A 25,644-nucleotide genomic window follows, 5' to 3' on the forward strand; every position below is an offset into this window, starting at 1 on the left:
GTATCAGCAAACTACCAGCGGTATGATTAACGAAGAAAAGGGGATTAGCTAAGGTATGGATCTTAAATGGACTGCTAATTAACACTGGATTAATTGTTAAAGTTGCACCGTAAAAATAGGATCTTTGCCCGCGGTGACACTCCCCTGAGCTTTGTCTAAATACTTCACATCTTCCATATTGGCAAGCACCACGGGCGTGAGTAAGCTGTCTACTTGGTCTTTAAGATACTCAATATCAAATGACAAAATCGGATCGCCTACTTTGACCTCTTGACCTTCTTCGGCTAAACGACTAAAGCCACGCCCTCTTAGCTCGACAGTACCAACACCAAAGTGAACAAATAGTTCTAATCCTTGAGGTGATTCAATACTAAAGGCATGATTAGTTTCGAATATTTTACCGATAGTACCATCAATCGGCGCAACAATCGTGTCGCCCTTAGGCGCGATAGCAATGCCATCACCGACAATTTTTTCTGCAAAAACGACATCGGGAACTTTTTCAATCGCGACTATTTCCCCATTGACGGGGGCGTAGACCATAATGCCACCTGCAAGTTGTGGCTGTCCTGATACCAATCGCCTTATGCGGCTTAAAAATCCCATAATGTGGTGCCCCTTTGCTTGTTTTTGTTGTTCTGTGTTGGTCTGTAAAGCAGCATAACCAATTAAATGTACTATTTACAGTTTGTTATACACTGTTGCAGATCTGAAATTCTATTTTGCTGCATCGCAGTGTGCGCTAACGCAGAAAATTTCGCCAGTTCACCTTGGCAAATGGCTGCTTTCACTTCTAGTAATGAACTTAAGTTAACGCTGAGTTCATCCAGCCCCATTCCCACGAGTAGCGGAGCGATGTGTGGCGAGCTGGCTAATTCACCACAGAGTGATACTGTGACCTCGGCTGCTTTGGCTTGAATGATTGTCATGTTTATCAAGCTTAAAATCGCAGGTGAAAGGGAAGGGTAATCCCGTGTCAGTTGTGGGTTGGTGCGGTCTGCTGCCATGGCATATTGCGTTAAATCATTGGTGCCTATGCTGACAAAATCCAGCCTTGGTAGCATAGAGGCTAAATTCAACACCGCCGCGGGCGTTTCTACCACTATGCCATAACTCAGTTCACCATAGCCTTTTTCTTCGTCTTCGAGGGCATCCTGGCATTCGGCGATAAGCGTAAATATCTCATCCAACTCTTCGACTTGATTGACCATAGGAAACATTAAGCGAATTGGACCGTGATTTGCTGCCCGTAAAATGGCACGAAGTTGGGTCTTAAATAATTCTGGGTGCGCTAAGGTGTATCTCACCCCACGTTGTCCTAAGGCGGGATTATCTTCTATGTCTTGGCATAAACAGGGGAGTTCTTTATCGGCGCCAATATCTAAGGTTCTGATCGTAAAAGTTTTACCACCTAGAGCATGCAGTGCCTCGCAGTAAAGATTGTACTGGGCTTTTTCATCCGGCAGGGTGCTGGTATGCATTAACATAAATTCAGTGCGGAATAAGCCTATTCCATCGGCCCCTTCATCTTTGACATGGGTGATCTCATTCAAATTGCCGACGTTTGCCAGCAGGCGAACCTGATGTCCGTCCTGTGTTTGAGCCGGAACATCGCGATAAGCTTGAAGTGCCTGACGTCTTGCTTGTTCATGGTGCAGGGTCACGGTTAAACGAGCTTGTTGCTCAGGCTCCGGATTGACATAAAGCGCTCCACTTATTGCATCGAGCACTAATGGGGTGCCATTAGGGGTGAGCTCTGCATCGAACTGACAACTTAAAATAGCGGGTATACCTGCTGCACGGGCCAAAATAGCGGTATGACTGGTGAGTCCACCGGTTTTAAGCACAATACCGCTGATGTGCTCTTTAGGGAGCAAGGCAAATTCTGCTGGGGTGAGATCCTGTGCTAGCAGTATCGTCGGTTCGCTCAGGTGAGTTAAACCTTGGTCCAAACGGCCATTAATCGCGGTGACTATGCGCTGGCCAAGGCATCGAACGTCTTGGGCACGATTGGCTAAATAGGGATCGTCTAGGGACTCGAGTTCATTGGCTTGATGGGCAAATATTCGCTCAACAGCAACACTGGCGGAAAGTTGTAAGGTGCGAATGGCTTCTTTGACTTGTTCTATCAGTTCTTCATCATCAAGGAGTAATAAATCGGCTTCAATCAGTTGGTAGTTTTCACTGTCAGGATCGAGCTTAGTTTGGCTTAGACTGAGCTGTTGTTTCAGTGTTTGTAATGCCTTAAGAAACTTACTTTGTTGCTGCGGGAGCCTAGAGAGCGGAATTGGGCGATAGTCGAGGTGGTTTTCGCAATGATTAAGGTGTAAAGCCTTACCGAAGGCTATACCCGATGACACAATAATCCCCGTTATCGACATAGTCATTCCTAATGATGTTGGGCGGTTCGCTAACTTAAGGTGATTAACAAGGCCGAGACTTTTTCGACGGCTTCCTGCGCCTGCTCTCCCTCGGCGAAAACCCTGACAGTGACACCATGGTATAAACCTAATGTTTGTAGCTTAAATAAGCTCTTAGCACTGGCTTGCTTGCCGTTACATTCAACCAAAACGTCGCAATCGAAGGTCTTTGCTTCTTTCACCAATAGTGCCGCAGGGCGGGTATGAATACCATGTTTTGCGGTGATAGTGACAGATTTTTCGTACATAGTGGTTTAACTCTTTATGAATATTATGGCGCTTCGTTCGACTCTATAATCTTATAACCGGCCTTTTTTAAGGCAGCAATGGCGCCTTGGAGGCAATTTTTCTTCACGAGAATATAGTCAGTATCAAAGGTTGAAAGGGCGAAAATACTGATTTGCACATCGGCTAAGGTGCTGGCAATTTTCGATAAAATACCCGTTAATGAAAATCCTAGAGGGCCTAACACTTCTAGACAGCTCCAGTTAGTTTCTTGCTCTAAGCTATCAAGCGCAAGCTCACTAGGCACAACCAAGGTCAAACCTTCTTCTGTTTTGCAGATAAAATACACTTCTTCAGCAAAAACTTCGGTAGGAATTTGCGCCTTAGGGCTAAAACTGTGAATGGTATATTGCCGGGTATGTACGGCTAAGGTCATACGCATAGGCGGTTCTCCTTTGGCGAGGTGAATGCAAGTTAGGAGTTTACCTTATAACATGGATTCCTGTTTAAAGGACATGGTTCTCAACTTCATCCTCAATCCGCCTGCATTTCGTATGTTCGGGTTGATTGTGTCGTTTCATTAGCTAATTTTAAAGGAAGAGAGGACGTTTTAATACGTCCTCTTGTTTGCTATTGAAAACATTCGCTAGGTTAGATTTTAAATTGTCCTAAGGTATGGGACATATCCTGGCTAATATCCTGTAATGATTGTGCTGCTCGGCTATTACTGTCATTGGCTTTTACAGACACTTCGGTTAGCTCTGAAATATTACAGATATTACGGTTAATTTCCTCTGTCACGAGGGATTGCTCTTCTGTCGCACTCGCTAACTGAGTGTTCATATCGCTGATGTGGGCAATTAGCCCCAGAATTGCGGCCATGGCTTGCCCAGCCTCTTGAGCCTTAGCTTGCAATTCTTCTGATTGATGTTGTGTTTGGCTATTGCTTTGCATCACAGAGTCCACACCGGTTTGAATTTCAGAGATAATTTTTTGGATCTCATTGGTCGAGTCTTGGGTGCGATTGGCTAAGGCTCTTACTTCATCTGCGACAACGGCAAATCCTCGGCCATGACTACCCGCACGAGCAGCTTCAATGGCGGCATTAAGTGCCAACAAATTGGTTTGTTCAGCAATGCTCCGAATCACATCCAAAATACTGCCAATTTGACCAGAGGCTTGTCCCAATTTTTGAGTGATTGCTTCTGATGCTTTCAGCTCTTGGACCAACTTCTCTGTATCGCGCACGGTATTGTCAATCACAGCTTTACTTTGCTGAGCCTGATTTTTCACACTGGTGGCGGCATCTGCGGCCTGCTGGGTATTGCTCGCCATCTCATGGGTCGTAGACAGCATTTGATTAACTGCCGTTGCTACGCTACCGGTTTCACGGTGAATATGTTCTGCACTTTGGTTCGACTCCTCAACGGCAAGCATTAACTGTTTAGCATCGTTGTCGAGCGATTTTCCTAGGGGTTGCAAATGTCCCACCATATCGCCAATTTTTTGGGCGAAAAGGTTAAAGGCTTGGGCGAGATGAGCAACTTCATCTTTGCCTTGAGTGCTTAAACGCTGGCTTAAGTCGCCTTCGCCTTGAGCGATATCTTCAAGGGCTTCAATAGCATCATTCAATGGTGAGGTAATCGAATGATTAAGAACAAGGAAAAATGCAAAAATAGGTACAGAAATCAAAAGCATGATAATCAGATAGTCGATCATCACATTGTAAAGACTATCTTTTACGTCACTGAGATAAGCCCCTGTGATCACAGTCCAGCCCCATTGTGGGTAGTAGCGGGCTTCGGCCAATTTGTCCTCAACAATTTTTGAAACAGGATTAGCAATCGGATATTCCAGCATGGCTTTGTCATGTTGCCGAGCTTGAGACAGCATCGTAGTCAGCGGATTAGTGCCATTGGGGAGTGTGAAATTTTGTGCAGAGGTACCGATTAGGCTGGCATTTTCACCATGGGCTAGGATTTGGTTGTTGTCATCAATCAGAATAAAGTAACCAACCCCGGCATAACGGGTTTGGTTAATGAGGTTCGCAGCAGCTTTTTGAGCCTCTTGCTCGCTCATTTTACCGTTAACAGCATCTTGGCGATAAACGTCTATCACACTGAGGATACTGCCAAGTTGACCATCGATTTGTAACCATTTTTGTTCGATCAAATTACTGTATTGTTCTTTAATCGAAAAACTTGCAAAACAAACAGTTCCAATGGCCGCCATCACTAACATCATCATTAGACGTTTTAAAATGGTGAATTGGCGCAAAAAAGTGATCATCTGGAGTCCTCGGGCGCAAAAATAATGTTCAACAATATACCTGCGAATGTTTTTTAATAGAATATTAGCGGGTTAAATTTCATATAAACTGGTAAACAATATGGGGTTTCTTTGATCTTAAGCAGGATCTTTGCAGGCCTTCTCCTGAGTGGTGATTTTATGGCTTATTTTGAGGATATTTCATCAGTCTAATCGCATGTGATGAAGTATTTATTAAATTCAACAACTTACCATTTATTAACAAATTCAATCATGATAACTATATCTAATTAGTTGTTTTAATTTTGATTTTTTACCGTTTTACGCGCAAGATTAATCAACTGTTATGTTTGAGAATCAATTATGACTACAAATACGATTGTGACTTCTGACGATATATTGTTGAAGTTATGCCACTCTGTTGCCCATGTATTATCGAGTACCAGCGCAAGCCATGTGAGCCATGCTGGTATGGTACAAAGTATTACCCGTACCCGCTTAAAACCCGACTTAGGATGTTTTTCGATTTTTGATGGGGGATTTTCAGGGCTTGTTGTTATTAACTTTTCCGCTGCTGCGGCTATCGAAATCTACCGTCGCTATATGCTCAATATGGGCATGCCTGAAGAGGAATTAGCCTTTTCCCATACTTCTGATGAAGTTGGTAATGTGATGGGGGAGTTAATGAACCAAATCTTAGGTGACTTTATTAATAAAGTCTCTAAGGAACTACAAACTTCCATCAGCCAAAGTCAGCCAAAAATGTTAACGATAAACAAAGAGTTGACTATCTCTATTGATGCAAACTTGGATGATGCCGTAGCAAGGCGAGTGTCCTTTAAAACCGAAAATAATCACATTTTCTACCTTGAATTTGCGATGGATAAGACCGAGTTTATCAAACTGGATGAGTTTGAATATGATGAGGAGTTTGACCCTGATAGCTTACTCGAACAGCACGGCGTGAGTGGGACGCAAGCTTCAAATGTTGAAAGCACTCCTTGGAGCCGAATGGCGGACAAGCCCGCGATAAGTCAACATCATACCAATGTGGACGCCGATGATTTACTCGATGAATTAGGGATTTAACTTCTATCTGGTTAAGAGAAAATAAATGCGACTCAGCTAATTATTAGTGAATGCAAAGCTGTGAATAGCGTTAGCGTTTTTTTTGAAGCATTTATTTTCTCTAGTCTGTGTTTTTAGTCACACAATCATAAGCCGCATTATCGTGGTTAAACACCCAGCGTTAAGGTGTGCGGTTAAGTTAGTTTAGCTTTCAATAGGTTAAAGCAGATTAACTCGGTTAACTTGTTAGACAGTTGTAAACCCTTCGGCTATACAAGTCATTAGAACTGTTTTAGTATCCCCCAAAATAATAATTATGGTGACCTCCGTTATGGCATCGAAAGCGACCTCAATTGATATTGCTTATCGTGCTGGTGTTTCCCAGTCTACGGTTTCCCGAGCCCTCAGAAATAGCCCGCTTGTCAACTTAGAGACCCGTCAGCGGATCCAAGCAATTGCAAAGGAACTTAACTACAAGGTTGATAAAAACGCCAGTAATTTGCGTACCCAAAATAGCCATACTCTGGCGCTGTTATTGTGTGAAGACCCGACTAATGATGATTCCCTTATCAACCCATTTTTTCTGTCGATGTTAGGCTCAATAACACGGGCAACTGCGCAACAGGGGTATGATTTACTCGTTTCATTTCAACAGCTTTCTAGCGATTGGCATGCCGACTACGAAGACAGTAATAAAGCTGATGGCATTATTTTGCTGGGCTACGGCGATTATATGGATTACGAGCAGAAGCTTGAAAAGTTACTCGCTCAGCATACTCATTTTGTGATTTGGGGCGCCGAGCATAACAATAAATCCGTATTATCCATTGGTTGTGATAATCACCAAGGTGGCCTGATAGCCACTGAACATTTGATTTCCCTTGGCCGTAGCGCTTTTGCCTTCTTAGGTGACGCCTCTAGTCATAGCCCAGAATTTAGGGACAGATATTTAGGTCATGTCAAAGCCTTACAAACCGCAGGATTACCAGTGGTGGCTGAGCGGCAAATTTCAGCCATTAGCACCGAAAGTGCTGGTTATGATGCGGCGATGGCATTAATAGAAAAAAGGCTTACGTTTGATGCGATTTTTGCCGCTAGTGATTTGATTGCTATTGGTGCCATTCGCGCCTTAAAAGAGAAGGGGATATTAGTGCCAGAGCAAGTGGCTGTGGTGGGCTATGATGATATTCCTGTGGCAAGTTTTGCTAATCCACCACTGACGACCATCAAACAAAATACTCAGTTAGCGGGTGAGATTTTAGTCGAGAGTTTGCTCAAGCTTATTCGCGGTCAGGCGGTAGGCCCTCAATTGATCCCAACCACCTTAGTCGTTCGCAGTTCCTGCGGGATTGACCACGCATTGCTAGGCTAAGCTGTCTCTGTATTGATTTACGCGATTAAGCCAAGTGTTTGCTAGCACTTGGCTTTTTATGACAAGTTTGGCTGGTGTATGGTGTAAAACTGGTCAACGCTGAGTGGATTAACCTCTGGCATATTGACGCAGAAACTTAGGCACCTCAGCTTTACTCTTGCTCATCACTTTTTGCATTAGACTGAAGGGTGGTTCGGCTATTGCAAAGTCCTGTTTCAGATCCGCTAACATTCGTAGCCATAAGTGTCCCGTCATTTCCGCATCAGCAAGCGCGCGGTGAAAAGTCCCCTCGGTCGGCAGTTGTTTATAGCGTACTAACGTTGCCAGTTGATGATTAATGGCCTCTGGGTACAAGCGCCTTGCCAACAGGAGAGAACAGCCAAACTGGCCGGAATATTGGTGACCAATTTGAGCAAATTCAGCATCAAGAAACCGCTGATCGAATGCGGCATTATGGGCAACCAAATGGTGCTTGCCGATAAACTTGGCAAATCGTGACATTACCTCGGCGCAGGGCGCTGCACGTGACAGCATTTGATTGCTGATCCCGGTGTAATCTTCAATAAAGGTGTTTATCCGAAAACCTGGATTCATTAATTCTGAAAAACGCGCAGTGATTTGGCCCTGTTCAATCAATACCGCCCCAATCTCAATAGCTCGAGCACCTTGACTGGGCGAAAGACCCGAGGTTTCAAAATCGAGGACCACAAGGGTATTAGCGGGCGAGTGGGCGGGTGTTTTAGGCATAAAAGTGACTACTTATTGGTATGGCAATGTTTGTAATATGCGTTTGTTGCATGGCCTATTTCACAGTTGGTGGCATATTAGACTAAACAAAAGTGGCTATCCATCAGATTGTCAAATTGCGATGCAATTTTTACTGTCATAAAGGGCGCGATAATCGCATTTAGCACATCAATAACCCTTGTACAACAGGATGCTGCATTGATGGACGTCGACTTATACTCCTGTTGATTTTATTCAAGAAAAGAGAAGCAAGTTCGCATCTGTGTATCTAAATCAACATTTAACCAGTGAGTGGTAACGCTTCACGAATAGACCTGCTGCTAAGGGTTATTATCGACGATGTTATTAACGGCTTGGCTATGACGTCATTACTTGATGACTTGGGTTTAGAAACATTCAACACGCCCTAGCAACTTCGCATAAAAATACTGGTGAACATTAAGATTGCTGCTATTACTTTATAGGTAATGTATAGGACAAATGTGACACTAACCTGCTAGCTCGACTTGGTCACCCCATGAGGTGTGTATGAAAGGAATTATTTTTAATGTGCTTGAAGATATGGTCGTGGCTCAGTGCGGTATGTCAGTGTGGAACGATTTATTGGAAAAACATGCTCCTCAGGATCGCGTGTATGTGTCTGCCAAAAGTTATGCTGAGTCCGAGTTATTTAGCATTGTTCAGGACGTGGCTCAGCGGCTTAATATGCCAATACAGGACGTAGTCAAAGCATTTGGTCAGTTTCTGTTTAATGGACTGGCCTCACGCCACGCTGGTGTTGTTGAACATTTTGAAGATTTTACTTCGTTAGTGATGGGGATCCACGATGTGATCCATTTAGAAGTCAATAAGCTCTACCATGAACCCTCATTGCCGAATATTACTGGCCAGCACTTGTCAGAGAATCAAATTGCGTTAAGGTACTCATCCCCCCGCCGACTGTGTTTTTGTGCTGAAGGATTGCTGTTTGGTGCCGCAGAGCATTTTAAACAAAAGATCCAGATCACCCACGATACTTGCATGCATACTGGCGCCGATCATTGTATGTTAATCATCGAGTTACAAAATGACTGACAGCGAAAATTCTTACTACGCAGCCTATCTGCGGGAAAAAAGGGCAAGGCAAGAGGTGGAGCAGTTGCTCGAAGACAGTACCCGCCAACTCTATGAGAAAAATCTGTTGTTACAGCAACAAATCGATCTGATTAAGCAGCAACAACAATCAATTATTCAGCAGGAGAAATTAGCATCACTTGGCACAGTGGCTGCTGGGGTTGCCCATGAGATTAATAATCCACTTGCATATATTCTTTCAAATGTCAGGAGTTTAACCAGCTATGCTCAGGACTTATTGGCGAGTATTGATGCGGGCGATAAACAACAGATTGATCAGGCTAAGCTGCAATTTATCAAAGAGGATTTGCCTGAGCTGGCAAGCGATACTTGCCAAGGCTTAATGCGTATCAAAGATATTGTTAACCATTTACTCTTTTTTGCTCGAACAGATTCAACGGGGAAGTCTTACATTCAATTAGCCGATGCCCTAGAGTTTACCCTTAAATTATTGCGACCAATGCTTAATAATGTTTTGATAAAAAATGAGATTTCTCATGTGCCTATGGTTTTATTTAATGTTGGCGAACTCAATCAGGTATTAATGAACATTATTGTGAATGCTTATCAGGCCTGTAGTGTGGTCGATGATAGATCTGCTGCAATAGAGCTTTACCTCTCCCAATCCGATACAAGCATATGCTTAAGGGTCGTTGATAACGGCTGCGGTATGGATGAGTATACCCTCACAAGAATGTTTGATGCCTTTTATACCACTAAACCCGTTGGGACTGGGACCGGAGTGGGAATGTCTATTGTGCTTCAAATTTTGCGTCAGCACGATTGTACGATTGACGTCGCATCTGAGTTAGGCAAGGGAACTGAGGTAAAAATATATTTTCCAATCGATCCACAAGCGGTTTCGATGTCGTCTAGCGCTAAAATCTAAATAGGGTAGTTTGCTTCGAGATTGATCTTCAGCCCTAATTGATAGGCGTGATCTTGCATAAGAGATGTCATCAACTCGGTATCACGCAACTGAGATAATAATAGTGGTCGGGCTTCCCATCTTGGTGCATGGCCAGCATCATTCAAATGAGCAAGGTATACACGTTGCTGGCTCTGATGCAGGGTAAAAAAACGCATGTTACAGCGTTCCGCAATTGATAAATAAGGCTCAAAATCAAGCTCATACACTTGCATTGCCTCAAATTCAGACCAACGAATATAGCGTGTGCTTTCATAGTATTGCGCGGGTAACTGCGCCTCAGGCTTGATGCTATCAAATAAATTGATGACATCTTGCATCTGTTGCAGTTTTATCATTGTTTGTTCCATCAACTCCTTGCTCCTTTTTTTTGCTATTTTTATTTATTAATCAATTTGTTAAATGTTAATTGATTATCGACTTATCGCGCCAGAGTCTATCCGCTAAACCTGAGGCGCGCTGGGTAGCTTGCAAGCTAGCACGCTCGAAGACTTGCTGTGTACCTAAACAGCTAAAGTGTTGTTTTGCACGGGTAATAGCAGTGTAAATCAGCTCTTTGGTGAGCAATTGCCACTGAACGAGACTAGGATTTGGCGGGAGCACTAGGGCGACTCGATTAAATTCACTGCCCTGACTTTTATGTACCGTCATGGCGTAACAGGTTTCGTGGCTAGGTAGCCTTGCGGGTAGCACTTTAAGCAGTTTGCCATCGGCTTTGATAAAGTGGGCCATCAGTCGGTCAGCTCTCTCTTCATCCTGCAAAATCAAACCAATATCGCCGTTAAACAGACCTAAGTTATAGTCGTTGCTTTGGATGATAATCGGGCGCCCGAGGTAAAATTCCTGCTGCGGCTGAATAAGTTTGGCCTGTGCTAACGCCTTCGTCACCGCAAGATTAATCCCTTCGACACCATAATCGCCGGTTCGCATGGCGCACAAAATGCGATATTGATTAAATTTGGCAATCGCCTCCATGGCGCTTGGCGGGCAAAATGGCTCACTCGTGTGTATTGTGGTGGCGTGCGTTGGTTGTAATAGGCGCAAATAGTCACCGTATTGCTCACAGGCCTGTGCAAGTAGCGCTTTAAGTCCGGTATTACTGCTAGGTTCACTGATTTTTGCTTGAGTTTGGCTGTGATCTACGCTGTGTTCTAGCCAGGTTAATTCGGCCAGCCCTCTTTGCCATACCGCTAAAATGCCCGCGAGATCGGCACGATTGACTGCGCTGGCCAGCAAGCCAATCCCCGCATCGCCTTTAAATCGATGGCTGTGGGTTAACATACACAGGCTATCGCCAATTTTAGGTTCTGCGTGGATAAAGGGGGTTAAATTAAAGCCCGTGAGTGCGGTTAATTGTTCGGCCTGTGCTTGGCTATAACGCATTTTCCATTCGGTATGTTGCATCGAGGCTTGCTTAAGTCCGGCGCAAATATCGGCAAGTACGGCGCCTGCCTCAACTGAAGCGAGTTGGTCCTGATCCCCTAGCAATATTAAGCCTGCGTGTTCCGGCAATGCGCTAAGCAGCTTGTACATCATAGGTAAATCGACCATGGAGGCTTCATCCACAATCAAAAGATCGAGCCGTAATGGGTTACCTTGATGATGGCGAAAATGCGCTGAGTTGGGGATGACACCCAGCAGGCGATGTAAGGTTGATGCCTCTTCCGGTACTTGCTTTAGCGCGGCTAACAGGGCTTGGGTTTCGTGGTTTTGCGCCAGTTCGTTTGTCGCTTGAGCCTGCTTAAGTTCCTGCTCGAGTCTCGCTTTAGAGGCCTTGATTGATTCACTTAAACGGGCGGCCGCTTTGCCCGTCGGGGCGACAAGTCTTATCTGCTTTGGTAACCCTAATTGTTGTAACAACAGCAATTTAGTGACCGTGGTGGTTTTACCTGTGCCGGGGCCACCAGTTATCACCGCCAGCTTTCTACCGAGTGCAGTAGCGGTGGCGACCTTTTGCCAATCGATGTTTACTTCATCGGTGTGGGCTGCGCTTGGAAATAAGCAATCCAGTTGCCTGCGTAGCGGCAAAAGTGACTGATTATCCGATGCTAAAGACTGCGAGGGCGTTAACGAAAGCGCCGTCGCTGATAACCTTGTTAAGGCGCTGGCGACTTGGGTTTCAAAATGATGATAACGCTCAAGGTAGAGTCTACCATCTTCAAAAATCAGTGGTTTATTGCTATTTGGTGCACCAATGGCGTCAAAGTGTTGCAGTGCGTCAATCAGTTCAGTAAGGCTTAAACGGATTTGACAGCGGTTTACCGGCTCCGCCATTGGATTGGTTGGCACTATATATTCGAGCACTAGACAAGTATGTTGGGCCGACAGTTGCTGACTCAGCAGGGCGCACAGCAGCATAAACAGTGGCTCTTGGGCGTCATTGGGGTGAAGACGTGCCATCTCGAGGGCAAAATGACGATCGAGAGCAGTGATAAGCCGCTCTTTTTCCCAATATTTGAGCAACTCAGCTAGTGGTGCTTTAAGTCTGAGTGCGCCTGCATTGTACCAATTGGTGGCAAGGGCAGTGGCGTTATTCATTTCTGCGCTGTTTGTATCGTTGCTATTCATTTCGGTGCTGTGGTTCATGCCATCGCTCCGGTATGTTGTTGACTCATATGGCTTTCATCTTGGCTGCGGTTAAACAGCGCATCTAAGGCGAGAATGAGCGCCTTAGGTGGCTTATCGTAGTAAACCCCAAAGCCGGGATACTGAACCGACATTCCCCGTAAAAACAAGTAATAACAGCCGCCGATATGGATATCGTAGTTATAGTTTGGCAGTCGCATCGCCAAATAACGATGCAGGGCGAGGGAGTAGAGAATATATTGCAAATCGTACCTATGATCGCTAATCGCCTGCTTAAGCGCTCCATAATGGTAAGCCTGAATCGTGTCGCCTAAATGGTTTGATTTATAGTCGGCGATATAAAACTTACCTTGATATTCAAAGGTTAAGTCGATAAAGCCCTTGAGCATGCCCTGTAATTCATCAAAATGCAGCGCGGTATCGTAACCAAATTGCCCGAGGAGTTGATTAAGCTCTGCATCTCTTAATCGATTTAAAGGCAGGTAAAACTCCATCTCCACTAAGGTGTGTTGCGGCGCGAGCGCGGCTAAACACAGCTCGGGATTGATGAGCTGATTATCCTGCGCCATCAATGCCAGCGGTGCCTGTAAGACCTCAAGGTACCAATCCTCTAATACACTTTGCCATTCGGGGGCAATACCGTATTGCAACATAGCCTTAGGTAGCTCTCGCGGTAAGTCGGTTTGAGCTTGGGTAAAATCAATTAACTCAAGCACTAAGTGCATAAAACTCCCCGCGTTGGCGCCGCGCTCAAAGCTAAAGCGATTGAGTAGCGGTAGCTGCGGCACATCAGCGCTATCTTGCCATGAGGATTCACTTAGGCTATGGGCGGGTTCTGCGCCAAATACCGCGCTAACTTCATCATCGGCGCCCGGACTGGCTTTGGCGTGGGGTGCATTTTTGACTAAACCTGAATAACTGCCTACTCGCCATGGGGTGCGATACTGACGGGTGACGTTACGGGCATTTGAGGTGTGGGATTGTGTTTCACCCGTGTGCAGCTTGTTATCAGCAATGCTATCAGCAACACACTCAACGCTGATCGCTTGCGCATTCGACTCAACACCATTAAGTAGCGCCTGCGCCGCATTGTGCAGACGAGCAAAATCACAGTCGGCATCGGTAATGCCTAAAAGGTAACCGATAGCGGTTTCATGCAGTTGGCTTTTGATCCCGGCTTTTAACATTCGGCTATGGTTAGCGATGTACAAATAACACAGGTACACGGGGCGGGTGAGCGCCACATAAAGTAGGCGAAGATCTTCGGCTAAGGTTTCTTGCTTTGCTTGCTCCCAGCCTTCGTCTGTGCCTTCAATATCCCATACCAGCTCCTGTGCCCCACCCGCATCGGTTCTGTGATAGAGCATGGGTGTCGGGCGGCGGCGATTATCCCGCGCAAGGCTAACAAAGGGGATAAAACACACTGGGTATTCCAGTCCCTTACTTTTATGGATAGTCACGATTTGCACCAGATTTTGCTCACTCTCAAGGCGAAGCTGCTGCTCATCTGTCCCTGTATTATCAATAAGTTGTTGCTCATACCAATTGAGTAGGGCACTGATGCCATCAATCTCAGTGGCCTTTTGCTGCAACAGCTCGGCTAAGTGGCGAAAATCTGTTAGTCGCCTCTCGCCATTACTCGCCTCATCGGGCTCTTCGCTATCTTGGTCGGCAGTGGCTTTAACGCTGGGTGTTTGCAGTAGGCGTGCCACCATGTGGGTGGTGTTGGCTAAGCTCAGCAGCGCTGGCATAATGCCGCGTTTTTGCCAGATCTGATGTAGCGTAAAAAACTGTTCGAGCAGCATTTGGCGCTGCTCTTCATCTTGGTTAAAGGCATGAATTTGCTCGGCACTATAGCCAAGTAGCGCGGTGGCGAGAGCGCTGCGCAGGGCGCGCTCATCCTTGGGGTTGGCTAATGCGCGCAGAATGAGCGCCATTTCTCGCGCTTCAACGGTATCAAACACACTATCGCGGCTTAAAAAGACCGCGCCAATCTGGCGTTTACTGAGCGCCGTTTTCATGACTGCGGCTTCGTTTCTATCCCGCACTAAAATGGCAATATCTTTGGCAATTAACGGCCCTTTTGGCGTATGGCATTGGCCATTGGCGGCCTCGGTGAGTAAACGGGTAATCTCGGCGGCGGTATCTTCGGCCAAGGTTTGTCTGGCGCTGGCTTTATTCAGCCCCGTTTCGCCCTCGCGTAACAGTTTTAACCGCAGTGCGGCACTATTGGCTGTACATTCGACTAACTGTTTTGCCGCCGCACTGGCGGGTGTTTTTACCCTGTCAAAGGGAATCGATTGACTAATAAAAGGATTGGGATGCTGGGCAAATAGGTGATTCACTCCCGCCACCAGATTACGACTGGAACGATAGTTAGTGTCGAGAAAATAGTGCGCCTGGGTTTGCCTGCGCGCCTCGATATAGGTGTAAATATCGGCGCCGCGAAAGGCATAAATTGCCTGTTTAGGGTCACCAATCATCAGCAGGCTTAATTTGCTATCCGTGCGAGCCTTGGGTTCGACAGCCGTCGAATTTTGCGCTTCAATCCCCAAACGGGTTTGATAAATCCCCGAGAAAATTGCAAATTGCAAAGGATCGGTATCTTGGAATTCATCGATTAAGGCCACAGGGAAGCGACTTGCCACCGCTTTTGGCAACGTATCAGGATTGGCCTGCATCGCTGCGGCTAAGGTGGTCAGCAAATCATCCGGTGTCAGCACATTTTTAAGCTGTTTTTGCTTAGCAAACCGCTCGCTGATCCCTTGCTTAGCACTGAATAAAAACGCGGGTTTAATGGCGTTAATTAGCGTGGCTAATTGCTCCATATGGTCAAGCAGTGGTGCTTCACTGGCACTTGGGAGTACACCGCCCTTATTCAGCTTAAGCTCTGAGAGTGACAAGGCCTCAAGCACTTTTAGCGGCGGTAAGCCATGACTAAAGGCGATAAAGTTATCCAGTTGGTCGAACATTTCCGCCAATTTGGGGTAATTGTCGCTCGCCTTACCAAAGCGCTGGCCATTAAGCGGCAGGCTATGAAGTAACTCTAACAGCGCGTCGCGGCCACGCGGCCAAGCGAGTTTAAAGCGTTGCACACTCTGGCTTAAGGACTCAGCCAAACGAGCAAAGGGCTGTACGGGTTGAAGCGGTTTAGCCTCACTGGCGCCGAGCAAGGCCCGAAGCTGCTTGACTAAGCCATCGGGATCGCCAAATTCGCTGGCAATAATCTGGGCTAAATATTCCGGCAGCGGATAGCAGGCTTCACGCCAAAAGTCCCGCACCGCATGGTGCAAAAACTCGCTGTCGTCTAAGGTAAAATCTGACTCGAACAGTAAAGAGGATTCGAAGGCGAGATCGGCTAAGATCCGTTGGCAAAAACCGTGAATGGTAAAAATCGCCGCTTCGTCGAGGGATTTGAGCGCCAAGTCGAAGCGTCTTAGGGCGATTGCGCGCTCGGCTTCAGGGGTCTTATCGTACAACGCCTGTACAAAGGGATCGTTAATTTCGAGCCCTAAGAAACACTTAAAAGCCACTTGTATACGGCGGCGAATTCTGTCCCGCAGCTCCTCGGTGGCGGCATTGGTGAAGGTTACTACCAGAATTTGTTCGCAACTCAGTGGTTCGCTTAATCCATCCCCAAGCAGTAGTCGCAGATACAAGCCCGAAATCGTATAGGTTTTACCTGTGCCCGCACTGGCCTCTATCAATCGGCTACCACCAAATGGCAGGGTGAGCGGATCTAACGGCAGCGCCTGTGATGTAGTAGGAAGGATCATATTATTTGATAGTTCACTCATTACTGCGCTCCCTCTGATGTGACGGCTTGTGGTTCTGCATTGAGCACAAACTCCTCAAGTTGGGCGAGGGTGTCTTTATGGTACAAGCTCAGCATGGGTCGATAGATCTCGTCGGCCAGTTTGCCAAAATTTGCTTCGGTAAAATCCTGCGGAAACCGAAATAGCCGCTGGTAATGGGGATCGGTGCCTTCGCCAAGCTCACCTTGTTCGTCCAGCCATTCGCTTTGCGCCGCCTCGAGCCGCACACTGTGTTGACTATCGTACTGGCCATCAAGTTGACTGGTTTTATCCTCTTTGATCTCTGCACTGGCGTAGGCAAGGGAGGTTTTGGGCATAAAACACAGCGGATGCAACTGTCCCTGATAAAAATGTTGTAACAAGTGAGCCAGTTGATCATGGGCCTGCTTTGGCGCAATCGGCGAGAGGGCGTGAAAATGCCCCATATCGAGTAGATAGCTAGGTTGTAGATGATCGCTAGGCTGAGTTAGTCCTGCGGCCATTAAACATAAATGGCGCAGATACAGCGCTAAAATATCCCGCCCATGGGCACTGCCGGGGCGACAACTGACCAAGCCTTTTGGACTGATATCATCAATGCGACCTTCGAGGATCACGCGCTTTACCGACACCTTAGTCGTTGCAGCACCGTGAGATAGTGGTAACTCAAAGGCGAGCCGAATATCCGCATGGCGCGGGGGGACATCGCCACGCATAAATAAGGTTCTGCCGACAAGCGGCGCGATATCATGGCTATATTGGCGCAGCAGCAGATCATCAAAGGGCTGCATGGGTAAATTACCACTGGCTTTTAAGCGTTGTAATAGTTCGCTACTGGGCTGCGCCTGTCCTTGTTCAGCGCCTTGTTCAAGCGCATCATCCAGCAACCTTGCCTGTAACAGATAACGTTCAAGCGCATTGAGGCTAAAAGGCTCATCATTATCATCCGCTTGAATATTCAGGTTTAAATCAACCTTTAGTGTGCGGTTAAAGAAATATTGCGCAGGATTACGAAAGAATCGGATAAAAGCGGAGATATCGACATGGTCTTCTTCGCTTAGTGGCTCAATATCTTGTTGAATATCACTATCCCCAATCGTGTCATCTTCGAGCACGATCAGCGTGTTGGCATCAATAAAACGACGCTGGAGTGATTGCGTGCTGATGTCAGGTGGACACCATTGCTGGCTGTAACTTTGTTTTATCGCCTGCGCTTGCGCCTCTGTTGACTGATACAGTTTAGGATCAAAAGGTTGTAGCGGCTGGTGGCTTATGATGGTCTCAAGCAATGCCTGTTGGGCGGCTTCATTACCCACGGCTGGAGTTTCTGCTGTAAGCGATTCTGGCACATAACACAGCTGGCAATACTCAATCAGCTCGGAGACTAGCATAGAGGGAATGCGCTCCGAGTTATCCCGCTCACTGCGGCCAATATAGCTGATGTAAAGCTGCTCCCGTGCCGAGAGTAGTGCTTCTAAAAACAAGTACCTATCGTCTAATCTGCGGGAGCGATCGCCTTTGCGTGCACCAAAATGTGCCATCAGATCAAAGCCTACAGGATGTTGCATGCGCGGATATATGCCATCATTCATGCCGAGCAGGCACACCACCTTAAATGGAATCGAGCGCATCGGCATTAAGGTACAAAAGTTTACGCTACCCGCCAGATAACGCTGGCCAACCCGTGACTCGGTTAAGCGTTGATTAAACCATTGTGCGAGTACTTCGATGCTTAAGTTCAAGGCGTTTGAGTGTAAGCCGCTTTGGTCTAGGAAGTTGGGGGTTAAGTCGTATGCCGATGTATAGCTGTCAGCAGGGCTGGCGGCCAGTAACTCTTGCTCTAAGGTAGCAATGGCGTCGCGGATTTCCTGTAACTGTTCACGCTCATCCTCATCGGGGGCGTAAAAAGCATTTAACAGTTCAGTCAGTTCAAATAAACGCTGGCAAGGCGCTTGAGGCTGGGCTAATTGCAGCGTGGTTTCATCGAGGACTTCAATAAAGTTCAACAGTTTGCCAAGGGCCTGCGCCGATTGGCCTTCTACCCCTGACACCACTAAATAGCTCGGCGCCTGTGGGCTTGCTTGATACAAGGGTGCATCGTCCCTTAAGGCATAGCCCAAGATTAACCGTTTGATGCCAAAGGCCCAGGAGTTTTGCTCAAAAGCGGGCACACCCTGTTTAACACGGCTTTGCTCATCGCGCCCCCAACGCACACCGGCCTCATCTAACCAACGGCGGATCAGTGGTAGCTCGTCTTCTTCGAGTTGAAAACGCCGTAAAATCGCTGGCACTTCTAAAATGCTTAAAATATCGGTCAGTCCGAAGCGACTCTGATTAATATTGAGTAAATTCAAAAAGCTGTTAATGAGTGGCGATTCCTGCGCCGCACCGCGGTCGGCAATGGCGTAGGGGATATATTCGAGCCCCTGTTTGGCGGCAAACACCGCATCGATATAAGGCGCGTAGGCGGCGACATCTGGCATCATTACCACAATATCTTTGGGCGTGAGTTGGTTGTCGCGATCCAGCAGGTCGAGTAAATGATCGTGCAAGGTTTCGACTTCGCGCAGCGGGCTGTGGCAGCTCTTGATTTGAATCGAATGGTCGCTGTTTTTTAACACTCTTCGATTGGCAACGTCTTGATATAGCGCGGCATCAGGCCCGAGTACGCGGTCGAGGGTTTGCATTTCTAAGATATCGTATTGCACCCCAGCCAGCATGCTGGCGTTGCTATCCGGATCGTTAGGATCGCTGCAGGGCTCGCAGTACACATCATCGCCAAAATCGCAGTGTTCGGGCGGGAGTTCGAGCAGCATATCGAGTAATTCGCGGCCCATTTTGCCATTGTTGGCAAGCAGCGGATTGCCGACCTCGAGTTTATCCTCCCATTGCTCGGCCAATTGGCGTTTGCCAGCATATTGCAGCGCCATTCGCGCTCGATGCCGAGGATCGATAATATCGCCCCAATAATGTTGGCAGGGGCTGAGGTTAAGGATGATCACATCAATTCGGCCCGCGAGCTGGTGGAGCACGTCTATGGTTTGTGGGGCCATAGACGAAATACCAAACACAAATAAACGCTCAGGCAATTTGGCAATGGAATGGTTGCTATCAGCCAGCGCGGCAATTAAATCCTGATGTAAATTGGCCCTGTGGTAATGGCTTTGACGCAGCTCATCACGGTTTAAGGCAATCAGCGCCCGCCAAAGAATAGGTTGCCAGCGTTGTTCCTCATTTAATTTGAGTGCATCGAGTGGTTCATTGGCTTCCCATGCGGCAATCCAGTCGGGGCGGTAAACTAAATATTGGTCGAAGATATCGGCGATACGGCCGCAGAGCTGATAAAGCTTAATATTATCGGCGGCGATTGAGTTTGACGCTTCAAGTTGATTATTTGTTGTGCTCGAGTCGGGGCTGCTTGACTCCATATGACCTAAATAATGCCGCAGCGGCCCAAAGGATTCCTCCTCAAGTAGGCGAGGCAGTAGTTGCATTAATTTCCAGGTCATTGCCGCTTTAGTAAAGGCATTTTCCTTGGGGACATTGGGCAGTAAATCGTGGCACAGTTGCCAAATAAAACTGGAGGGTAAAGGGAACTCAAGTGCGGCGGCAATGCCATTTTGTTTTGCAATTTCAAGGCGTAACCAAGTCGACATCCCAGGGCTTTGCACCAAAATATGCTCGCTTTGCAATAACGCCGCGCCGGGTAGTGGTTGGCGCAAATACGCAGCGAGATGGGCACAGAGCACTTCCATTTGGTTGGATTGGATTAACTTCAGCATATTCGACTCACGATTTGGGATTGCTGTTATGCGTAGCAAAGTGGCTTGGCAATTCTATGTGTTTGATTTATAAGATTCAACAATCTTGTCCGCCCGCGGTCTATCCTATCTATTTTAACTGTTTACTTGGGCCAAATAGCAGCCAGTTGAGGGCTTTGGCCGCGGCATTAAAGCGCTTTAGCGCCACTTGATAGTCGTTATCCGCCAGGTTTTGGTATTTCAGTGCGACGTAGCTTTGGGTGAACGTGTCAAACTCACGACAAAACTGAGGGGATTGCTGCTGGTGCGTGTCAATAAGCTGCGCTGCAAAGGCGTTCGGGCCTAAGTGGGCTGGGCGGGCGATGCCAAATTTACTGAGTCGCTGGCAAATGCGTTGGTACTTAGCGCTGATGGGATCTTGTTCCCTTTTAAAGCGAAATAGCCCTACGCTGTAGGCGATATAGAGGCCAATAAGCCCAATACACACACTCATAAACATCGCAACTTTGGCCTTAGTGACTTCTCCTAAAATACCGCTTAGCACTTTGTTTTGTCGTTCTTGATTAAAACCGAGCACCCACAAACTCCAGTAATAATCAACGCTAGCAAAGCGTTGCCTCAACTCGTTGAGCCAAGGCATAGATTTAAATCGTAAACTGCTAAAAGGGCTTTCTTGCAGGTAACTTTGCTCAGGGGAAAACTCGGCATCAAAGCCTTGTTCAATCCGATTAGGTGCCACCATGGCGGTCGGATCAAAACGCACCCAGCCTTCATTCTCGAGCCACACCTCGGCCCAGGCGTGGGCCATGTATTGATACACGCTGAGGTAATTGGCCTGTGGGTTGTATTCGCCTCCTTGATAGCCTGTCACCATCCGTGCTGGTATGCCGCTGGCGCGCGCCATAAAAATAAAGGCAGAGGCATAATGGGCGCAAAAGCCAGCTTTGTTTTCAAACAGAAAGTCATCGACTTGCTGGCGGCCAATCGGTGGGGGCGTGAGGGTATAGAAGAACGGCTGTTGATTAAAATAGCCCATCATAGCCCAAAGTCGCTTATGGGGTTCTGGATATTTAGCCTTAAATTCAGCGGCGAGTTGGCGCGCTCGGGGATTGCTGTCCGCTGGCAGATTGAGGTTTATTTGTCGCTGTTTGGCACTTAAGGTGAGATCCATTTTCGCCTGTGGCCACGAACTGGCATTGTAGCCCATTCGTTGATCGACATTACGCAGCGCATAGAGCCGATAGTCGAGCAAATTCACCAGCTTATTATCTTGGCTGTAGGCCACATCAAGGCCAAATAGCCAAGGTTGATGACTGGGTTCGGCAATCACTTGGTAACGGTAAACCCTTGGTTGGCTATTGCTGGTACTGTTTTGTGTTTTTGGCGTTAACGAGGGCAACTGCCGCGCAGGATCTGGCCTTGAGGGCGGAAAGAAAAACGCATCCTTTTGAATTTGTTTGATACCCGCATCTTGGCGCCATGTTAAGCCGTCATAATCTTCCAGCACTAGGGCGCGCCAGTAGAGTTCGGCTTGCGTGGGGCTGGCATCGGTAAAACTCACCCTAAATGCCAAGGCCGATGAGCGAGTGAGTTTACTGATATCGCCCACTGCAAGGGAGTCCGAGAGCCCGGTTTGGGCTTCCTTCATATTGGGCACAAGCCAAAGCGGTGCAAAACGGGGCAGCACCAAAAAAAGTAATAACGCTAAGGGCAAACTTTGCAGCAATAACTTAGCGCCAATCCATGCCGTGTGTTGCCAGCGATATTGGTTTTGGTAGAGGGTGACCAGTACGCAGGTATTGATAATCGTGACGCCAATAAGGTGCACGGTATTGAGCATGGATTGGTGGTCAATAAAGGTGAGGGCAATTAAAAAATAGCCGACAATCACGACGGCTCTTACATCCCTAACACTTCGCATCTCAATGTATTTTAATGCATAACCTAAAATGAGCAGGTTGACTAAAGCGTTTAATAGCCCAATTGTGCCCGAGACCAGTGCCAACGTGATTGCCGCGCCAACAGCAAGGCTTGTGACAAGATAACGGGGAGGTTTAGCGACTTTGCCGACATAGATACCAATGCGCCACAGCAAGCAAATGGCGCAGATCCCAAGTGTCCAAGGGGTGGTTTTATCAAATAACGGGCTGAGCACTGCTAAATTGGTGAGCAGTAGCCAAAACAGGGTTTGACGACTGATATTATCCCCAGTTTGAGGTCCATTAGCGCGATAGGCATTTAGCTGAGCTGCACTCGCCTTGGATGAATTAAGATGTTGTTGGTCTGCACTTTCAGTGGCGATTGCATTGGTCATTGATTTGAGGCTCATAGGCGATCCTCAACATGTGATGCTGTTTGAGTGCTATGCCTGTGGGGAGGAATATGTGGCTTATGACTAAATCCATGATTAACAGATAATTTATCGCTTGTATCTTGCGTTTGTGTATGTGTTCCATAAAGCGCCAGTGCCCGTTGGCAGGCGATTCGGTGCGAGTTACCGAGGGCGGGCGCCAGAATAATATCTTCCCCATTAGGCTGTTGCAGCCAAAGGCCAAAATATTGCTCAAGCTGACTTAAGCGGTTCACCTGCCAGCTTAATTGGCTGAGCTGCTGTTCGAGGTGAGTAGGAGCAGGGGCTAATTTTAACCAGACCGGATCACCTTGAGGCTGTTCAAACTCCTTGGTTAACATGCCACGCCCTTGGGCCCATTGTTTCCATGCCACTTGCTTTAATGACTCACCGAGCACATGGGGTTTAAGGCCTTTATATTCATCAATGCCAGCAATATATTTGCCTGCCCGCTCAAGCGGTTCGTCCTGTCCGGATTCCGTTGCGGCTTCAAGTTGTAAGGGGCTTTCAAGCGGCTGGGCATAGACAATATGGGCGTTATCAAGGTCGATATGCGACCAAGCACGGCAGAGTCCTAAAGGGTAGGTGGATTCAATCTTTAGCCGTCCAGCGGAGACTATTCCACGCTGTTGATTTGCAAACGACACTAGCGCTTGCTCGTCCTGCGTACCAACGTGTTTGACTAAATAACCTAAATTATTCGGATAATTTAGGCTGATATGATGGCTGCTGTGGTTTGAGTTAAGCAAAATAGGAAAAGTGATCGTCTCGCCCGCATACACCTCCGGCGGTGTGAGTGCCCGTAGTCGCAGTCCAGCCAAGTTTTTGTAACTATAGAGAATGCAGGTATTGAATAAGCTGAGCAGCAAAATACTCAGGCCAATCACGAGATTGTTCTGATAGTTAGTACCAAACAAGTACAGTAGCAATACCAGCCCCAGCCAAACAAACCCAAAGCCACTGGGCAGAATAAAGATACTGCGATGGCTTAAGGTGAACTCAGAACTGGGCGGCATGCGCCTTTCCAACCAGCGCTGCCAAAAAGCAGAAAACACGCGTTTCACACTGTCCTCATCTTCTTATCAATATTCACATTTAATGGCTGATTGAGCCGTTACATGATTGGATTCACACCTGCGAGGATCCGCTCCGAGAGCGCTTCTCCCTGTAATTGACTGCTGGTGCGCAGTCGATGTTCGGCGACGCTGCAAAACACCGCCTGTACATCTTCGGGCACTAAATAGTGTCTACCTTCTAAAAATGCCCAAGCCTTGGCTGCTTGTAACAGGGCTTTGGTTGCCCGTGGCGACAGGCCAATGGCGTCCGTTTGGCTGCGAGAATCATGGATTAAGGCCAAAATATAATTAAGCAGCGCATCGGATGCAGTGACCTTATCGCATTGCTCCTGCAATTGGGTTAACGCCAAAGGGGTTAAACATTGGGGCAGATTATCCAGGGTTTGCGGCGTTTGCACTGTTTTGAGCATCGCAAGCTCGGCATCGTGGCTCGGATAACCAATGGATATCCGCATCATAAAGCGGTCGAGTTGGGATTCGGGCAGTGGGAAGGTGCCTGATTGCTCAGTAGGGTTTTGCGTAGCAATCACAAAAAATGGATTGGGCAATCTGTGGGTTATACCATCGACAGAAATTTGCTGCTCGGCCATGGCCTCGAGCAAGGCGCTTTGCGTCTTAGGACTGGCGCGGTTAATCTCATCGGCCAGCACCATCTGCTTAAAAATCGGACCTGGATGAAACACAAATTGCGCTTGGTGTTTATCAAAAATCGATACCCCGAGAATATCGGCGGGCAGCATATCACTGGTAAATTGAATGCGTTGATAACTAAGGCCGAGGCTCTGGGCGAGGGCATGGGACAAGCTGGTTTTGCCCATACCGGGTAAATCTTCAATTAATAGGTGGCCACGGGCGAGAATACAGGCGAGGGCTAAGCGAATTTGCCGTGGCTTGCCCAATAATACCTGTTCAAGTTGTTGTAATAGTTGGCTTAAACCAGAATGTGCCACGTGAGACTCCTTGTGCATGGATGAGGTCATTCGCTCTACCACTATGGCGGAATATGCCGCGCTTAGCCAGTCGCTTTTACTGTGAAATCAATCGGCTTAGTGAGTCGTTGCTAAGTAACCTTATGTAGGCCTTACTGCTTGGAGCTTTGAAGCATAGATATATAGGTGAGCTATGGCATTTGCTCAACGACGCGCAGCGAGTCCATCCGTGGATGCTCGACCGCCCCGTCCGTGGGGCGGACGGTCGTCTCGCTAATCGCCACGACTCACCTATTTAGCATCTGCGTCGCCTGTAAATTTTAAAGAAATAAACAACACGTTTTGGGACAAAACCTTGCTAGATTTTTTACTCTAATTCATTGGTTTCGGATTAATATTTGTAAGGCGATTATTGAACGTTAGTATTAAACCCGATAAACAAGCTATCCATTTTCTTGCATGAACTTAAGCGAGTGATCTCCAAAACTCGCAGCAGGCTGAGCAGCTCAAAGCAGTAGAAGTGATAACTCATGGACAGCAGAAGCGATCAATTGTGCCAGTCCTGCTGGCTAGTGGCGCTGCAACAAACTGCCCGCCCTGCTGGCAAACAGTGATCACTTCTACCGGCAACGGCTGCCCAGGCTGCTGGTTAAATTGCCCAGTTTCAGGCAAGAAAAAGCCCCAAGGAAATGGGGCTGATTGATAAAAAGAGTTAAGCCTGTCCTGTCTCTTTTATACTACTTCTTTACTCATAAATTTTTGCAGCATACAAAATATCAGCAAAAACCTTCCACCCAGGTATTTCTGGGCATTCTTGACCTGTATTCTTGTAGTAAGATTCCATTGACCCAACCCAGCTTTCCATTGCCTCTAGAAAGCTTTCAAGAGTTGGATTTTCCCATGTATCAGGATGAGCAAGCAAGTCAGTTCTTAAAGCAGAAATAAAATCTGCAAAATCTTCTTTTGATCCCACAGTATTAATTTTTTCATGTAATTCCATATTGATT

Annotated in this window: 19 protein-coding genes; 5 read left to right on the forward strand and 14 right to left on the reverse strand. The window is 47.1% G+C overall.

Translation table 11 applies throughout. The features are described 5' to 3' along the window. Positions 1-96: 96 nt before the first annotated feature. The 5 genes from crr to HG547_RS11930 all read right to left on the reverse strand — a co-directional run bounded on the left by crr (position 97) and on the right by HG547_RS11930 (position 4,934). On the reverse strand, positions 97-606 hold the full coding sequence (crr, locus tag HG547_RS11910) for a PTS glucose transporter subunit IIA (RefSeq protein WP_037418261.1): 510 nt from the start codon (positions 604-606) through the stop codon (positions 97-99). Positions 607-677: 71 nt separating this feature from the next. Continuing rightward, a complete protein-coding gene (ptsP, locus tag HG547_RS11915; RefSeq protein WP_169547948.1) occupies positions 678-2,381 on the reverse strand; it encodes a phosphoenolpyruvate--protein phosphotransferase in 1,704 nt (567 codons plus the stop codon). Between the two features lie 29 nt (positions 2,382-2,410). Next, entirely contained in the window at positions 2,411-2,668 is a 258-nt protein-coding gene (locus HG547_RS11920) for an HPr family phosphocarrier protein (protein ID WP_037418255.1), read from the reverse strand. A gap of 23 nt (positions 2,669-2,691) precedes the next feature. Continuing rightward, positions 2,692-3,087 (reverse strand): ACT domain-containing protein, encoded by a 396-nt coding sequence (locus HG547_RS11925; RefSeq protein ID WP_037418252.1) that lies wholly within the window; start codon positions 3,085-3,087, stop codon positions 2,692-2,694. A 209-nt stretch (positions 3,088-3,296) separates the two neighbouring features. Further along, entirely contained in the window at positions 3,297-4,934 is a 1,638-nt protein-coding gene (locus HG547_RS11930) for a methyl-accepting chemotaxis protein (RefSeq protein WP_169547949.1), read from the reverse strand. A 342-nt stretch (positions 4,935-5,276) separates the two neighbouring features. Here HG547_RS11930 and HG547_RS11935 point away from each other — a divergent pair, with 342 nt between their 5' ends. Both HG547_RS11935 and HG547_RS11940 read left to right on the forward strand, forming a co-directional pair. Beyond that, positions 5,277-6,002, forward strand: a complete 726-nt coding sequence (locus HG547_RS11935; protein WP_047537307.1) for a DUF3334 family protein — start codon at positions 5,277-5,279, stop codon at positions 6,000-6,002. 310 nt (positions 6,003-6,312) lie between these two features. After that, positions 6,313-7,353 carry a LacI family DNA-binding transcriptional regulator gene (locus HG547_RS11940; RefSeq protein WP_037418242.1) on the forward strand — a complete coding sequence of 347 codons (1,041 nt, stop codon included), beginning with the start codon at positions 6,313-6,315 and terminating at the stop codon, positions 7,351-7,353. Positions 7,354-7,461: 108 nt separating this feature from the next. On the opposite strand, the gene HG547_RS11945 is transcribed toward HG547_RS11940, so the two are convergent. Beyond that, positions 7,462-8,100 (reverse strand): 3'-5' exonuclease, encoded by a 639-nt coding sequence (locus tag HG547_RS11945; protein WP_169547950.1) that lies wholly within the window; start codon positions 8,098-8,100, stop codon positions 7,462-7,464. Positions 8,101-8,628: 528 nt separating this feature from the next. On the opposite strand from HG547_RS11945, the gene HG547_RS11950 reads away from it, so the two are divergent. Continuing rightward, positions 8,629-9,174: a heme NO-binding domain-containing protein gene (locus HG547_RS11950; protein WP_169547951.1), complete on the forward strand. Its 546-nt coding sequence runs from the start codon at positions 8,629-8,631 to the stop codon at positions 9,172-9,174. Beyond that, a complete protein-coding gene (locus HG547_RS11955) occupies positions 9,167-10,102 on the forward strand; it encodes an ATP-binding protein (protein ID WP_169547952.1) in 936 nt (311 codons plus the stop codon). Before HG547_RS11950 ends, HG547_RS11955 begins: the two co-directional genes overlap by 8 nt. Here HG547_RS11955 and HG547_RS11960 read toward each other — a convergent pair. From HG547_RS11960 to HG547_RS11990, 7 genes are all read right to left on the reverse strand, one after another. Next, positions 10,099-10,491 carry a hypothetical protein gene (locus HG547_RS11960; protein ID WP_037418057.1) on the reverse strand — a complete coding sequence of 131 codons (393 nt, stop codon included), beginning with the start codon at positions 10,489-10,491 and terminating at the stop codon, positions 10,099-10,101. The genes HG547_RS11955 and HG547_RS11960 overlap by 4 nt on opposite strands. A 55-nt stretch (positions 10,492-10,546) precedes the next feature. Next, the gene (gene recD, locus HG547_RS11965; RefSeq protein ID WP_169548035.1) at positions 10,547-12,679 is read right to left on the reverse strand and encodes an exodeoxyribonuclease V subunit alpha; all 2,133 of its coding nucleotides are present in this window, start codon (positions 12,677-12,679) and stop codon (positions 10,547-10,549) included. A 44-nt stretch (positions 12,680-12,723) separates the two neighbouring features. Further along, complete coding sequence (recB, locus tag HG547_RS11970; protein ID WP_169547953.1) at positions 12,724-16,524, reverse strand: exodeoxyribonuclease V subunit beta; 3,801 nt, start codon at positions 16,522-16,524, stop codon at positions 12,724-12,726. Next, a complete protein-coding gene (gene recC / locus HG547_RS11975; RefSeq protein WP_169547954.1) occupies positions 16,524-20,303 on the reverse strand; it encodes an exodeoxyribonuclease V subunit gamma in 3,780 nt (1,259 codons plus the stop codon). The genes recB and recC overlap by 1 nt, the downstream gene beginning before the upstream one ends. 109 nt (positions 20,304-20,412) lie before the next feature. After that, entirely contained in the window at positions 20,413-22,596 is a 2,184-nt protein-coding gene (locus HG547_RS11980; protein WP_211164636.1) for a DUF3488 and transglutaminase-like domain-containing protein, read from the reverse strand. A gap of 11 nt (positions 22,597-22,607) precedes the next feature. Beyond that, positions 22,608-23,648: a DUF58 domain-containing protein gene (locus tag HG547_RS11985; RefSeq protein WP_211164631.1), complete on the reverse strand. Its 1,041-nt coding sequence runs from the start codon at positions 23,646-23,648 to the stop codon at positions 22,608-22,610. A gap of 98 nt (positions 23,649-23,746) precedes the next feature. Further along, positions 23,747-24,658 (reverse strand): AAA family ATPase, encoded by a 912-nt coding sequence (locus tag HG547_RS11990; RefSeq protein ID WP_047539638.1) that lies wholly within the window; start codon positions 24,656-24,658, stop codon positions 23,747-23,749. A gap of 146 nt (positions 24,659-24,804) precedes the next feature. Here HG547_RS11990 and HG547_RS20930 point away from each other — a divergent pair, with 146 nt between their 5' ends. Further along, positions 24,805-24,936 (forward strand): hypothetical protein, encoded by a 132-nt coding sequence (locus tag HG547_RS20930; protein ID WP_269430391.1) that lies wholly within the window; start codon positions 24,805-24,807, stop codon positions 24,934-24,936. Between the two features lie 446 nt (positions 24,937-25,382). Here HG547_RS20930 and HG547_RS11995 read toward each other — a convergent pair whose 3' ends face one another. Continuing rightward, positions 25,383-25,637: a hypothetical protein gene (locus tag HG547_RS11995; RefSeq protein WP_169547956.1), complete on the reverse strand. Its 255-nt coding sequence runs from the start codon at positions 25,635-25,637 to the stop codon at positions 25,383-25,385. Positions 25,638-25,644: the final 7 nt, after the last annotated feature.

The organism is Shewanella sp. DNRA4 (assembly GCF_012843185.1).
Classification (GTDB): Bacteria; Pseudomonadota; Gammaproteobacteria; order Enterobacterales; family Shewanellaceae; genus Shewanella; species Shewanella xiamenensis.